Source organism: Vibrio orientalis CIP 102891 = ATCC 33934 (assembly GCF_000176235.1).
GTDB classification, from domain to species: Bacteria; Pseudomonadota; Gammaproteobacteria; order Enterobacterales; family Vibrionaceae; genus Vibrio; species Vibrio orientalis.
The window spans coordinates 91,241-106,055 of record NZ_ACZV01000003.1 but is presented as its reverse complement, the minus strand read 5'-3'; the positions used below and the strand labels follow the sequence as shown (position 1 = coordinate 106,055).

Below are 14,815 nucleotides of genomic sequence, written 5' to 3'. Positions count from 1 at the left end.
CGATTAGTTCATGCCGTATTTCTTAAGTTTTTTGCGAAGAGTACCGCGGTTGATACCCATCATAGTTGCTGCGCGAGTTTGGTTACCGCGAGTGTACTGCATGATAGTATCTAGTAGTGGCTGTTCAACTTCAGCTAGAACTAATTCGTATAGTTCTGTTACTTCTTGGCCGTTTAGTTGAGCCAAGTAGTTTTTAAGAGATGCTTTAACAGAGTCACGCAAAGGCTTTTGAGTAATCTGGTCTTGTGACGTTACTGTAGTTACTGTTAATGCTTCTGAAGTCAGATTTTGTTCGAACATATTCGGTCTAGCTCTTCTCTTAATTATGATGCAACGTTTACCCGTCATATTTGAAGCCGTAGCTCCAACTAATTAGGCTTTATCAAAATACTCTTCTAACGCTTCAAGTTGCAGCTCAGCTGCGTCGATGGCGTTGAAGGTAGGGCGAAACTCACTCGCTTGCTCATGCTCTTTTAGATACCAACCAACGTGCTTACGCGCGATACGTGGGCCTAAATACTCTCCATAGAAACTATGCAGGGCGTTCACATGACCAAGCAGGATGTCTTTCACTTCCGAATAAGGAAGATCAGGCATCGTGGTGCCGTTTTCCAAAAAGTGTTGGATTTCCTGAAAAATCCACGGACGACCTTGGGCAGGGCGTCCAATCATTAAAGCGTCTGCCCCGGTGTACTCTAGGACAAATTTAGCTTTCTCTGGGCTATCGATATCACCGTTAGCAATAACCGGAATAGAGATCGCCTGTTTTACCGCTTTAATGCTGTCGTATTCGGCCTCACCTTTGTACATACACGCTTTAGTGCGCCCATGAAGGGCCAAAGCTTGTATACCGCAGTCTTCGGCTAATTTAGCGATTTGGACGCAGTTTTTGTTATCTGTGTCCCAGCCAGTACGGGTTTTCAATGTCACAGGGACATCCACGGCGTTCACTACAGCTTGCAGAATATCTTTGATGATATCTGGATACTGAAGCAGCGCTGAGCCGGCTAGCTTCTTATTCACTTTTTTTGCTGGACAGCCCATGTTGATGTCGATGATTTGCGCACCGTTTTCAACACTAAACTGAGCAGCGTCGGCCATAAGCTGTGGATCGGCTCCCGCAATCTGTACAGAGCGAATGCCCGATTCGCCTTCATGCACCATGCGTTGCTTCGACTTTGACGTTTTCCATAGCTTTGGGTTTGACGACATCATTTCACTGACGGCCATCCCAGCACCATAGCGGAGGCACAACTCACGGAATGGTCTATCCGTTACGCCAGCCATAGGGGCAACGATGAGATTGTTCTTAAGTTGGTGGTTTCCGATTTTCAAAACGTCTTCACAGCTTAGTACCAGCAAGGGCGCGCATTTTACGCATTTTTTTGCGCTGTGAAAAGACTAATATTTGAGCATTTACAAATTGTTTTCGTAAAATGCCCAAAAATCAGTCAATTAGCTCGCAAAGTCTTATCTAGCCTTGCTTGCGACCAGAGATGCGACACCATTCACTTTGCTCTTTGATAGGATCAATGTGAAGTTCGTCACGGTAGTAGTTAGCGACATCTTCAGCTTGCGTATCGAGTACACCTGACATCGCAAGCTCACCATTTGGCTTCACTAATGATTTAATAATCGATGAAAGATCACGTAGTGGACCGGCCAGAATGTTGGCAACCACAACGTCAGCAATCAGGCCCTCAGGTTGGTCTTGAGGTAGGAATACTTCAAGTTGGTCAGCAACGCCGTTACGCTCGGCATTATCTTTAGAAGCTAGTAGTGCTTGAGGATCAATGTCGATCCCGATAACTTTTTCAGCGCCCAGTTTGATCGCGGCGATCGCCAAGATGCCAGAACCACAACCAAAGTCGATAACAGTTTTACCTGTCAGGTCTAGACCTTCTAGCCACTCAAGACACAGAGCCGTCGTTGGGTGAGTGCCGGTACCAAATGCAAGGCCTGGGTCGAGCATCACGTTGACTGCGTCTGGCTCGGGGATCTCACGCCAGCTAGGGCAAATCCATAGACGTTCACCGAACTTCATTGGGTGGAAGTTATCCATCCACTCACGTTCCCAGTCTTTATCTTCAAGTTGCTCGACCTTGTAAGCAAAGCCTTCTGTCAATAAGCCACTTAGCTTGGTTTGCTCAAGAATAAACTGAGTGTCTGCCTCAGCGTCATACAGCGCTAGGATATCCGTATCACCCCAAAGACGAGTTTCACCCGGTAGAGGCTCGAATACAGGCGTATCTTGCGCATCTAGGAAGGTGACAGACAGCGCACCAGTCTCTTCCATAAGCATATCGCCGATCTGTTCAGCGTTTTCATTGGTCGCATTGAGTTTGATTTGAATCCAAGGCATGAGTATGAGCTCTTTACATTGATTGATGTGATTTGGCGCAGAGTTTAGCAGAAAATGGGCGCTTTTATAGGTTAATAAATGCCCTAAAACAAAAATGCCCACCGAAGTGAGCATTTTTCAAGATTTAGAATCTAGGCTTATTGAAGACCCAGTTTCTTCTCTAAGTAATGGATGTTTGCACCACCGTGCTGGAAGTTCTCATCGTTCATGATCGACTCTTGTAGAGATACGTTCACTTTGATGCCTTCAATAATCATTTCACTCAGAGCGTTCTTCATGCGAGCAATCGCTACGTCACGGTTCTCACCGAATGTGATCAGCTTGCCGATCATTGAATCGTAGTGAGGAGGTACTGTGTAACCCGTGTAGATGTGTGATTCCCAACGAACACCCATACCGCCAGGAGCGTGGAAGCGTTCAATCTTACCCGGAGAAGGTAGGAAACGCTCTGGGTCTTCCGCATTGATACGACACTCGATAGCATGGCCACGGATCTTAATGTCATCCTGAGTGAATGACAGAGGCTGACCTGCTGCAACACGTAGCTGTTCTTTGATTAGATCAACGCCGGTAACCATTTCAGTTACTGGGTGCTCAACCTGAATACGCGTGTTCATTTCAATGAAGTAGAATTCGCCGTTTTCGTATAGGAACTCAAACGTACCTGCGCCGCGGTAACCGATTTCTAGACATGCACGGGTACAACGTTCACCGATGTACTTACGCATCTCTTCAGTAATACCCGGAGCGGGTGCTTCTTCAACAACTTTCTGGTGACGACGCTGCATTGAACAGTCACGTTCACCTAGATGGATTGCACCGCCTTGACCATCAGCAATAACCTGAACTTCAACGTGACGTGGGTTTTCTAGGAATTTTTCCATGTAAACCATGTCGTTGTTGAAGCACGATTTTGCTTCTGCACGTGTCATTGCGATTGCTTCTGTTAGCTCTTTCTCAGAGCGAACAACACGCATACCACGACCACCGCCGCCACCAGAGGCTTTGATGATTACTGGGTAGCCAATACGTTTCGCGTGTGCTTTGTTTTTCGCTTCGTCATCATCCAGAGGACCGTCAGAACCCGGTACACAAGGTACGCCCGCTTTTTTCATTGCTGTGATAGCAGAAACCTTGTCACCCATGATACGGATGGTTTCCGCTTTTGGACCAACGAAGATAAAGCCGCTGCGCTCTACTTGCTCTGCGAAGTCTGCGTTCTCAGAAAGGAAGCCGTAGCCTGGGTGGATCGCAACTGCACCGGTTACTTCCGCCGCAGAAATAATACGAGGGATGTTTAGGTAGCTGTCGATACCACGAGCAGGACCGATACAAATTGCTTCGTCTGCAAGCAGTACGTGCTTTAGGTCACGGTCAGCAGTTGAGTGAACCGCAACTGTTTTGATGCCTAATTCTTTACATGCGCGAAGGATACGAAGTGCGATTTCACCTCGGTTCGCGATGACTAATTTATCTAGCATAAGAGAGAGCCTCTATTATTCGATAACAACAAGTGGTTGGTCGAATTCAACTGGTTGGCCGTCATCAACTAGGATTGCAGTAACAACACCAGACTTGTCAGCTTCGATTTGGTTCATCATCTTCATTGCTTCAACGATACATAGCGTGTCGCCAGCGCTAACGCTTTGGCCAACTTCTACGAATGATTTCGCGTCTGGGCTTGGAGAACGGTAGAAAGTACCTACCATTGGAGAAAGAACTTGGTGGCCCGCAGGAACTGCTGGTGCTGCCGCTTCTGCTACTGGAGCAGGTGCCGCTGCTGGAGCAGGTGCTGCTACAGGCGCAGGTGCTGCTGCGTAATGTACAGGCGCAGGTACCGCTGCACCGTTACGGCTGATGCGTACCGACTCTTCACCTTCAGAGATCTCTAGCTCAGCAATGCCAGACTCTTCTACTAACTCGATAAGCTTCTTGATTTTACGGATATCCATTTTTTCTTTCTCTTTTATCTTGTGAATAAGACAGCTCCTGAGAGCTGCAGAGTGTTTGTTTACTCTTAAAGTAATTAAGTTACTTTGTCTGCAATTGCTTGAGTGCTGCAGACAGAGCGAATTCGTAGCCTTGAGCGCCTAAACCACAAATCACGCCTTCTGCCTTATCGGACAGATAAGAGTGATGACGGAAAGGTTCTCTGGCATGCACATTAGATAAGTGCACTTCGATAAATGGGATCGCAACGCCAAGTAGGGCGTCTCGCAGTGCCACACTGGTATGTGTGAAAGCTGCTGGATTGATAATGACAAAATCCACGTTGCCATAAGCTGCGTGGATTCGTTCAATCAGTTCGTACTCGCGATTTGACTGTAGATGTTCCAGTTCTACATCTGCAAGTGCTGCTTGCTTGGTCAGCGAATCGATGATTTGTGGAAGCGTTTGAGAACCGTAATGTGCCGGTTCACGTAGCCCCAACAAGTTCAGATTTGGACCGTTTAAGACAAGAATGCGTGATTTTGCTGCCATTGTGTCGCTATCTTCCTAATACATGAGACGAACTTAGATATTCCCATATTATCGCGGATTCAGCATGATTTCTTTGTAAGAAATTGGTCTGGATCTTTGAAATAGACCCAGATTATAGCTAATTCAGCGCATTTAGCAGCAATTTACTGGTCTAATCAGCCAGAGTTGGGTGGCGATTTTGCTACCAAGGTAACAAAACTGGTCACTTTCGAGCCATTTGACGGGGCGGTTTTGTGCTCTAACAACCAAAAAAGCCGCCACATTAGTGACGGCTTTGCTGTAATTAGGCTGTTTTAAACAGTGAGTTAAGCCAGTTCAGCTTTTTCTGCAATCAGCTTATCAACTACACTTGGATCCGCTAGCGTTGATGTATCACCTAAGTTGCTGGTATCACCCGTTGCAATCTTACGTAGGATACGACGCATGATCTTACCTGAACGAGTCTTCGGTAGAGAGTCAGTCCAGTGCAATACATCTGGCGTTGCGATTGGACCAATCTCTTTACGTACCCAGTTCTTCACTTCTGCGTGTAGCTCAGCACTTGGGAACTCACCATCATTTAGCGTGATGTAAGCGTAGATTGCCTGACCTTTAATATCGTGCGGAATACCAACAATTGCTGCTTCTGCAATCTTATCGTGTGCAACCAGTGCCGATTCAATCTCTGCAGTACCCATACGGTGGCCTGATACGTTTAGTACGTCATCAACACGGCCAGTGATCCAGTAGTAACCATCTTCATCACGGCGAGCACCATCACTAGTAAAGTACATGCCTTTAAAGGTAGAGAAGTAGGTTTGCTCGAAGCGCTCATGGTCACCGTAAACGGTACGCATCTGACCTGGCCATGAATCTAGGATAACAAGGTTACCGTCAGTGGCGCCTTCAATAATGTTACCCATGTTATCAACAAGAGCAGGCTGAACACCGAAGAATGGACGAGTGGCTGAACCTGGTTTGAGGTCAGTTGCCCCTGGAAGTGGCGCAATCAAGATACCGCCTGTTTCCGTTTGCCACCATGTATCAACGATCGGTGAGTTTTCGTTACCGATAGTTTTGTAGTACCACTCCCAAGCTTCTGGGTTAATTGGCTCACCCACTGAACCCATAATACGTAGGCTGCTACGAGATGTATCTTCAACCGCTTCATTGCCTTTCGCCATTAATGCGCGAATAGCCGTTGGCGCCGTGTAAAGGATGTTGACTTGATGCTTATCGACCACTTGGCTCATACGATTCGTGCTTGGGTAGTTAGGTACACCTTCGAACAGAATTGTCTTCGCGCCGTTTGCCAATGGTCCATAGATTAGGTAAGTGTGGCCAGTAATCCAACCCACATCGGCAGTACACCAGAAGGTTTCTCCTGGCTGGTAATCGAATACGTATTTAAACGTCATTGCAGCATAAACTAGGTAACCGCCAGTTGTGTGCAGTACGCCTTTTGGTTTACCCGTTGAACCTGACGTGTAAAGAATAAAGAGCGGATCTTCTGCTTTCATCTCTTCTGGTGGGCAGTCTGAAGAAACGTTAGCGGTTGCTTCGTGCCACCAAACGTCACGATGTTCGTGCCAGTCGATGTCACCACCAGTGCGTTTCATCACGATCACTTTCTCGATGGTTTTCACTTCTGGGTTGGTTAGTGCTTCATCAACGTTTTTCTTCAGTGGAACAGCGCGGCCACCACGAACACCTTCATCAGCGGTAATGACGACTTTGGCGTCTGAATCGATAATACGACCAGATAGGGCTTCAGGAGAGAAACCACCGAATACCACCGTGTGGACTGCTCCGATACGAGTACAAGCCAGCATCGCAACAGCCGCTTCTGTCACCATAGGCATGTACAGACAGACTACGTCGCCTTTGCGCACGCCTTGCTCTTTTAGTGCGTTAGAAAACTCACACACTTCTTTGTGCAGTTCTTTAAAAGTCAGTGTCGCATCATCATTTGGATCGTCGCCTTCCCAAATAATAGCGACTTCATCACCGCGCTCGGCTAGGTGACGGTCAATACAGTTTGCTGATACGTTGAGTGTGCCATCTTCAAACCAACGAATATCAACGTGGCCTGTATCGAAAGAGGTGTTCTTTACTTGAGTGAAAGGCTTCATCCAATCGACAATCTTGCCGTGTTCACTCCAGAAGCCAACAGGATCTGAGACAGATTGTTGGTACATGGCTTGGTAAGTATCGTTATCCGCGTGTGTATTTTTTTTGATGTTTTCTTTTACCGGATAAATGTGGGCTTCACTCATTGCTTATCTCCTTGTGCTCTCTCCAACTCGAATCGAGCAAGTGTCCGTTTAAAACGATAAGGTCACCTGACCCTGACGTCGTAAAATCCCTGTGCCTTTAACTTTCAATCACACGCGAAGATTCGACAATTAGACTTTAGGATGAGAGAGAGGAATCTGCTTAAAAATGAAGGAACTATGTTTGAAATTGAGAGTTAGATCTAAGCTTGTACTAGCGTGTGTAGGGCAGATTTAGGCTAGGTAGATCACCTTTTGTTAGGCGAACGAAGATAAGTGCAGCAGCGATAGCGTCTTGCAGAGCATCGTGTTTGTTCTGTAGTGGCAAGTCTAAGTGCTTGCAGATGGCATCCAAACTGAGATCGAAATAGGCATTTGGCAGGTGCTTTTCAAGCTTATCATGGTAGATCTGACTGACTTCGATCAGTGGGTTTGGCAGTGGAAAGCCAAGTTGCTTGCGACAAGCGAGATCGAGAATTTTTTTGTCGTAGCGGATGTGGTAACCCACCAATGGCCGATTACCAATGAACTCTAATAGCTGGATAAGCGCTTGTTTCTCATCAATACCATCGGCGAGATCTTGATGGCGGATGTGATGAATCTTGACTGAACCTGAGTCGAGCGACTGCGGGGCACGTAAGCGCACTTCAAAAGGTTTACTAGTAATGATTCGGTTATCAATGATTTTGGTTGCGGCGATCGTGACCAGTTCCGCTCGATTAGGGTCCAAGCTGGTGGTTTCACAGTCGAGAGAAACGAACTCACCTTTGCCCACCGAAGCAAACAACGGTTGGTAAGGTGAATTTTTGAGTTTGTGATACCAATAGCGACGTCGAAACCAATTCATACAGCGACCTCTAATCTCTTATTTGATAGTGATAGCCCAAGAACTGCTTAAACTTTTTCACAACATGTAGGCTGTGCCTGAGTAAGTCACGCTCGGTTCTATCGATCTGTTTGAGGTCGATACGATTGTGGTTGTGTTGATTGGTCAGTTGTTGGTGAAGGCGCAGCTTAAACAGCAACTTCAATGCTTCACTAAGGTTGTCAGCGGTATCGGGCTCTAAGATACGTTTATTGCGCAGTGCTTCTATACGTTCGAAGGTGTTCTTCTCTTCGATGCCATACTCCAATGACAAGGTACGAATACCGTGCACGATTGGGAAGATGCCGCCACTTTTGACATCGACGCCTTGCTTATCTTTTTTGACGTTGCCAAACAGAGTGAGCGGTAGCGAGAACTGTAGTGCAGGGCGAGAAAAATCTTGCAAAGCGAGCATGTTGCCTTCCATGATTTGCTGAAGATGTTCGGCAATCGGTTCCAATAAACTGGTGTTTCCCGCAACAGCGTGAGCATCAGTAAAGATCGCTAAATCCATCACTTGTTCGGCGGAGTTTGGTCTCGACCATTGGCTAATCGTACTCTTCCACTCGCTTTGGGTTTTGACCCATTTAGGGTTGTTGACCATTACGTTACCGGGACAAAGTGGGTAGCCGAGCTGTTGCAAGGTGTGAGTGAGGGTCTCCATGACAGACTCACATTGATGCCATTGCAGTCCATCTTTGATGATAAGCGCATTATCTTGGTCGGTTTTAAGGATTTGTTCACCACGCCCTTCTGAGCCTAAAACGACCAAACAACAGTGATCGTGAAGGGCGGGGGGAACAATCAGTTCAAAGGCTTTCTCAATAATCTGTTCATTGACCGCTGAAATCAGCTCCATGATAAAGCGGGTGCGAATGCCATTGCTGAGTAAGCTCTCAACTAATTGGCGCTGGCGATTGGAGGCTAACGCCAGCTCTTCAATACTGGATGAGCGGGCAATACTCAGGGTTAATACATGAGAGTGAGTCGAGAAAGCACTGAGGATCTGGGTCATGTCGAGCATGCCGACCGCGTCTTTGCCGTCCGCCACCATGACTCGTTTAACGCGGTGACGCGTCATTTTTATCATGGCGTTGAAAAGGAACTCACCGTCCTCAACGTGAATCACAGGAAAGGTTGCGATTTTGCCAACAGGGGTATCTAGGGGGTGATTGTCGAGCATCACCGCATGGAGCATATTGGTTCTTGTGATAATGCCGTAGGGCAGTGAGTGTGAATCGTCAATCAATCGCACATCCGTATCATGAAGACGGACTAATGCTGAATCGATGCCATTGTCTTTCAGAGTTTGGGTGACTTGATTAAGAGGTTGTTCAGGAGAAAGTACCATTGGCGGGTGGTAAATCTCACTATCGACTTTAGTCAAAATAAACTCAGCCAAGTTTTGCTGCTGTTGAGCGGCTTCGATCAACTCTTGACGGCGAGCAAGGTTAGTATCGAAGTAAGCAGCAAACTGGCCATTCTCGTTATACAGCTCAATGAAAATCGATTTAGGCAGCAGATAGGCGAGAGTATCTTCAAGGGCGATGTACTTATGTTTGACGGAGGTTTCAAATAGCGCTCGGACATCAAACAGGTCTTCATTGGCGTAGTGGGCGAAGATTTCGTTGTCATCTTGAGCGCGTTCTTCGACCGCACCTTTGATAATAATATGCAGATGTTGGCTAGTGTCACCGGCCTGCAATAAGGTTTCTTTGGCGCGAAAGTAAGCCACGTCGAGTGAGCTACGCAGACGGTTTTGCTGCTGGGCATCCAGTCGATCGAAAGGCGGGGAATGCATATTAAATTTGTCTGGCATACTGACCTACTCACGCAATATTCTATCAGCTAAGTGTGCGTGATTTATATTTTTCTTCCAGACGACTTTGGTCGAATCTATCAGTGAAACGAGCCAACTTGATTTATTGCTCGTGAAGCAAATGGTGAGAATAGGGAAACTCACTTGTGACGATTATTCCCTTTTTATTCATGGTAAAGGTAAGGATAATGGCGCCGTTCTGTTCCCATTCACTCAGCATTCAGAGGTTGCGATGCTCACCCCATCTCCATATGGCTGGATCTCCCAGTATTTTGTCGGCTTTTTCTTTGCCTACGGTGTTTACTTACCGTTTTGGGCTCTTTGGTTTGAAGAGCAGGGAGTATCTGCAACCGACATTGGTGTGCTAGTCGGTATCGGCTTTGCAACGCGTTGTGTTGCTAACATGGCTTTGACGCCTCGTTTGCATAAAGTCGAGCACCTTATGCCAGCGCTGCGTTGGTTAAGTTTTGCCGCGTTGCTGTTTGTTGGTTTCCACTTCTTTGCTGGCGGAAGCTTTTGGTTGATGGCACTGGCGACAGTACTATTTAACCTCTGCTGCGGTCCTATCGTGCCGTTGTCTGATGCGATGGCGAACTACTATTCACGCTTAAAAATGCTCGATTATGGGCGCACTCGTCTATGGGGCTCGGTGGCCTTTATCGCTGGTTCGACAGTGGTTGGCTTCCTAGTAGCGAAGTTTGGCACTGATATGATTCTTTATACCGCGTTGGCGGGGATGTTGGTCGCGTTAGTCCTGAGTATGCGCAACACTAATCCGATGCCAGTCACGACTGAAGAAGTCGATGCCCAACGTCCAAAATTGTCTGAGTTACTGCGTGAACTGCCAGTAATTAAGTTCCTCGCTTTGGCTGCCTTGATTCAGGGCAGTCACGCCGCTTATTACAGTTTCAGTTCGATTTATTGGAAAGGGGCAGGCTACTCGGAAGATATCATTGGCTACTTGTGGAGCTTAGGTGTGGTTGCTGAAGTGGCGGTATTTGCGCTCAGTAAGCGTTTGTTCGCAGGTTGGAGCTTAAGAGCTCTATTTGTGGTCGCGGCATTGGGTGTCATTGCTCGTTGGGGATTAACCGCATCGACGACCGCTTTGGTGGCGTTAGTCCTGATCCAACTGTTGCACGGCGTGACGTTTGCGATGGCCCATATCGCTGCGATTCAATATATCCAACATTGTGAGCAGCGAAAGATGGTGGCATTGCAGGCACTGTACAACGCGATTCCACTCGGTGCCTTCATCGCATTGATGACGACATTTAGTGGCTGGGGCTATGAGCATTGGGGTGTAAACGTGTTCTGGGTGATGGCGGCAATGGGCGTCTTGGCACTATTTATTAAACTCGACCCGCAACAAGCCAATGCAACGCAATCAGTGAAAGCAGAGTCTAAAGCACAGAATTAAGTCTATCTGATTGAGTTCACTGGTTATCCTTAGTTAAATGAAACCTCTCCAAGTCGGAGAGGTTTTTTATTTGTGGTTAAAAATGCGCACAAGATAAGGATATCGGATGCAAGGCTGGTTAGTGATCACGGTTTCACTGCTCTATCTCGGGCTGCTGTTTCTCATTGCTTGGTATGGTGACAAGCGTCAAACTTGGCTCGCTAAGTGGCGTCCGTGGGTCTATAGCTTATCGATTGCCGTCTATTGTACTTCGTGGACGTTCTACGGCACGGTCGGGCAGGCCAGTAACAATCCTTGGTCATTCTTACCGATCTACATCGCGCCAATTTTAGTCTTTACCTTTGGATGGCGAATCTTAGCTCGTCTGATCATTACCGCTAAACGCGAACACATCACCTCTATCGCTGATTTTATTGCAGCAAGATATGGCAAGTCGCAAGGGTTAGCGGTGGTTGTCACCTTGATTGCTGTGGCGGGTATATTGCCCTATATCGCGCTGCAGCTACGTGGTATCACCATGGGACTGGAGATCATTGCCCCGCAACTCCCTGTGCATCTCGAAGGTTCGAGTTTCGATGTCTCTTGGTTCGTGGTTGCTGCGTTAGCGATCTTTACCATGCTATTTGGTACCCGTCATATTGATAATACCGAGCACCACCGCGGTATGATGATGGCGATTGCCTTTGAATCGATTGTTAAGCTGGTGGCGTTCCTTGCGGTCGGCTGTTTTATCCTTTTCCTTGCCCTTAACCGCAGTGATGTCGAACTAGCTGAGATTGCCAGCCAAACGTATCAGTCACCCAATGTCCCAACTCTGTTGATTCATACCGTGTTAACTATGTTGGCGATTGTTTGTTTACCTCGTCAATTCCATACCATGGTGGTGGAAAACGAGCGCGCTCAAGACCTGCATACCGCGCGATGGCTATTTCCGGTTTACCTGATTTTGATGGGGATCTTTGTTCTGCCGATTGCTTGGGTAGGACAAAGCCTGTTGACTGATGCCAGTCCTGATACCTATGTGATTAGCCTACCGATGGCTGTCGGCGCGCAAGATGTCGCTCTACTGGCATTCTTAGGTGGTACGTCAGCAGCGAGTGGCATGGTAATAGTCTCGACCATTGCTTTGGCGATCATGGTCTCGAATGACCTAGTGATGCCGTTATTGCTGCGCCGGATGCGATTATCACAGCGTACTCATCGTCATTTTTCTGGGCTGCTACTGGTTATTCGTCGCGGGCTCATTTTACTCTTGCTACTCGGTGCGTGGGGTTTCTATCAAGCATTTGGCAGTATCCACTCTTTATCTGCGATTGGTTTTCTCTCTTTTGCTGCGATTACTCAATTCGCCCCGGCGCTTATTGGTGGTATGTACTGGCGTCAGGGTAACCGCAAAGGGGTATATGTTGGTTTAGCGGTTGGTTTTACTTTGTGGCTGATTACCTTGATGAGCCAAACCGATATGCTAGCGGGTTCGGCTGAAAGTAACTTCTTACTGTGGCTGATCACGCCACCAGAACTGTTGCAAAATTGGGATGTGAAAAACTCAGATTGGGGCATCGTGCTCAGTGTAACGCTCAATACTCTGTGTTATGTGGTGATTTCACTGTTTACTCGCGCAAGCCTGAGTGAACGCTTACAGTCGGCATCATTTGTCGGTACGCCGTTGCCAGAAAGCGAAAATATAAGCCTATACCAGAGTCGAGTCACCGTTGGTGAGCTAGAAATGTTGGCCTCTAGATTTGTCGGTCGTCAGCGAGTTAGAAGTGCATTTAGGCAGTACTGGCAGCAGCAACGTGAAACCTTGTTACCTAATCAGCAAGCCCCTTCTACCTTAATTCGTCATACTGAACGCGTACTGGCCGGTGTATTTGGTGCCTCTTCCGCTAAGTTAGTCCTTACTTCGGCGCTGCAAGGGCGAAACATGCAGCTTGAAGAAGTCGCAACCATTGTTGATGAAGCGTCAGAGCTGTATGACTTTAGCCGTGGTTTGTTGCAAGGGGCAATTGAACACATTGGCCAAGGGATTGCGGTGGTTGATAAGCAGTTGAGGCTGGTGGCGTGGAATCAGCGTTACCTAGAGCTATTCACCTTTCCTGCCGGGTTAATTCAAGTCGGGCGGCCGATTGCCGATGTGATTCGTCATAATGCCGAGCAAGGTTTATGTGGCCCAGGTGACCCAGAGCAGCACGTTCGCCGCCGAGTGTTTCACTTAGAACAAGGAACCCGTCATACTTCGTCTCGTGTTCGTCCTGATGGTCGCGTGATTGAAGTGCAGGGGAACCCTATGCCGGGTGGTGGCTTCGTCATGAGCTTTACCGATATCACGGTGTTTAGGGACGCCGAACAAGCGCTGAAAGATGCCAATGAATCGCTGGAAGAACGCGTTCAAGAGCGAACCCAAGAGCTAGAACAACTGAATAAGAAGCTGGTCAGTGCAACCCAACGTTCTGAACATGAATCTCAATCGAAATCGCGCTTCCTAGCCGCGGTTAGTCATGACTTAATGCAGCCACTTAATGCGGCTCGTCTATTCGCTTCTTCATTGTCAGAAGTGGCAAAGGATGATGAAACCAAACAACTTTCTCATCATATAGAAAGTGCCTTGGGGGCGGCAGAAGATTTGATCGGCGACTTACTCGATATCTCTCGTCTTGAGTCGGGCAAGTTGGATATCAATGTCCATGGCTTTGCGATTAATGATGTGCTCGCCAACCTTAATGCCGAGTTTAGTGCCCTTGCTAAGCAGCAAGGTATTGAGTTTAAGATGATTCCAAGCTTGTTACTGGTTCAATCTGATCCGAAATTACTCCGTCGAGTAGTGCAAAACTTCTTAACCAATGCGTTCCGCTATAGCCCGAAAGGGAAAGTGGTACTGGGCGTTCGGCGTGTCGGCAGCCAAGCTCGTATTGATGTGTGGGATAACGGTATGGGCATTGATGAGGACAAGCAGCAAGAAATCTTTGAAGAGTTTAAGCGTGGGACACAAGTTCGCTCTGATCAGGGACTAGGATTAGGCTTGGCGATTTCAAAAGGGATTGCTCATGTGCTTGGTCATCAAATCACGATGCGTTCTTGGCCGGGTCAAGGCAGCGTGTTTTCGATCACTTTAGCGCGCAGTGAACAGGTGATTGCCCCTGTGAAAGCTGCTCCAGCGAGTGCTGTTTCGGATCTAAGTCATCTTAAAGTGTTGTGTGTCGATAACGAAAGCGACATTTTGGTTGGAATGGAGAACCTGCTCGGACGCTGGGGATGTGATGTTCGCACGGCGGTCGATTTAGTCCATTCACTTCAGGCCATCGAAGAAACTTGGGTGCCGGATGTGATCTTGTCCGATTATCGTCTTGATAATGGCCGCACCGGATTGGAAGTGCTTCAGCAATGCCGCCTACGTTTAGGTGATAGCTTTGAAGGGGTGATCATCAGTGCTGACCGAACTGAGGACATGCTCGATGGCATTAAGTCGAATGGCTTTAGCTTTATTCCTAAGCCTGTTAAACCGTTGAAATTGAGAGCGGTGTTGAATCAGGTTTAAGGGGAGCTCTATTATCGTCATTCCATAGACTGACGAAGGAAGGAGTAGGGAATCTCCATAAGTCATCGACTTGCTTGAAGAGAT

At 47.5% G+C, this 14,815-nt stretch carries 11 protein-coding genes; 2 read left to right on the top strand and 9 right to left on the bottom strand.

All coding sequences use genetic code 11. From position 1 onward, the window contains the following. Positions 1–3 precede the first annotated feature (3 nt). From fis to VIA_RS02525, 9 genes are all read right to left on the bottom strand, one after another. On the bottom strand, positions 4–300 hold the full coding sequence (gene fis / locus VIA_RS02565; protein ID WP_000462885.1) for a DNA-binding transcriptional regulator Fis: 297 nt from the start codon (positions 298–300) through the stop codon (positions 4–6). A gap of 72 nt (positions 301–372) precedes the next feature. Further along, positions 373–1,335 (bottom strand): tRNA dihydrouridine synthase DusB, encoded by a 963-nt coding sequence (gene dusB, locus VIA_RS02560; protein WP_004416952.1) that lies wholly within the window; start codon positions 1,333–1,335, stop codon positions 373–375. 139 nt (positions 1,336–1,474) lie between these two features. Next, positions 1,475–2,362, bottom strand: coding sequence for a 50S ribosomal protein L11 methyltransferase (gene prmA / locus VIA_RS02555; protein ID WP_004410634.1), 888 nt, complete (start codon positions 2,360–2,362; stop codon positions 1,475–1,477). 137 nt (positions 2,363–2,499) lie between these two features. Beyond that, complete coding sequence (accC, locus tag VIA_RS02550) at positions 2,500–3,843, bottom strand: acetyl-CoA carboxylase biotin carboxylase subunit (protein WP_004410633.1); 1,344 nt, start codon at positions 3,841–3,843, stop codon at positions 2,500–2,502. Between the two features lie 15 nt (positions 3,844–3,858). Continuing rightward, positions 3,859–4,314, bottom strand: coding sequence for an acetyl-CoA carboxylase biotin carboxyl carrier protein (gene accB, locus VIA_RS02545; RefSeq protein WP_004410630.1), 456 nt, complete (start codon positions 4,312–4,314; stop codon positions 3,859–3,861). 79 nt (positions 4,315–4,393) lie between these two features. After that, entirely contained in the window at positions 4,394–4,843 is a 450-nt protein-coding gene (gene aroQ, locus VIA_RS02540) for a type II 3-dehydroquinate dehydratase (protein WP_004410629.1), read from the bottom strand. 305 nt (positions 4,844–5,148) lie between these two features. Then, positions 5,149–7,098, bottom strand: a complete 1,950-nt coding sequence (gene acs, locus VIA_RS02535; protein ID WP_004410627.1) for an acetate--CoA ligase — start codon at positions 7,096–7,098, stop codon at positions 5,149–5,151. A gap of 211 nt (positions 7,099–7,309) precedes the next feature. After that, positions 7,310–7,942 carry a 3'-5' exonuclease gene (locus VIA_RS02530; RefSeq protein WP_004410625.1) on the bottom strand — a complete coding sequence of 211 codons (633 nt, stop codon included), beginning with the start codon at positions 7,940–7,942 and terminating at the stop codon, positions 7,310–7,312. A gap of 10 nt (positions 7,943–7,952) precedes the next feature. Then, positions 7,953–9,779 carry a DUF294 nucleotidyltransferase-like domain-containing protein gene (locus VIA_RS02525; protein WP_004410623.1) on the bottom strand — a complete coding sequence of 609 codons (1,827 nt, stop codon included), beginning with the start codon at positions 9,777–9,779 and terminating at the stop codon, positions 7,953–7,955. A gap of 232 nt (positions 9,780–10,011) precedes the next feature. Here VIA_RS02525 and VIA_RS02520 point away from each other — a divergent pair, with 232 nt between their 5' ends. Continuing rightward, the gene (locus VIA_RS02520) at positions 10,012–11,196 is read left to right on the top strand and encodes a 3-phenylpropionate MFS transporter (RefSeq protein ID WP_004410618.1); all 1,185 of its coding nucleotides are present in this window, start codon (positions 10,012–10,014) and stop codon (positions 11,194–11,196) included. A gap of 106 nt (positions 11,197–11,302) precedes the next feature. Then, on the top strand, positions 11,303–14,731 hold the full coding sequence (locus tag VIA_RS02515; RefSeq protein WP_004410614.1) for a PAS domain-containing hybrid sensor histidine kinase/response regulator: 3,429 nt from the start codon (positions 11,303–11,305) through the stop codon (positions 14,729–14,731). The last annotated feature ends 84 nt before the right edge of the window (positions 14,732–14,815 follow it).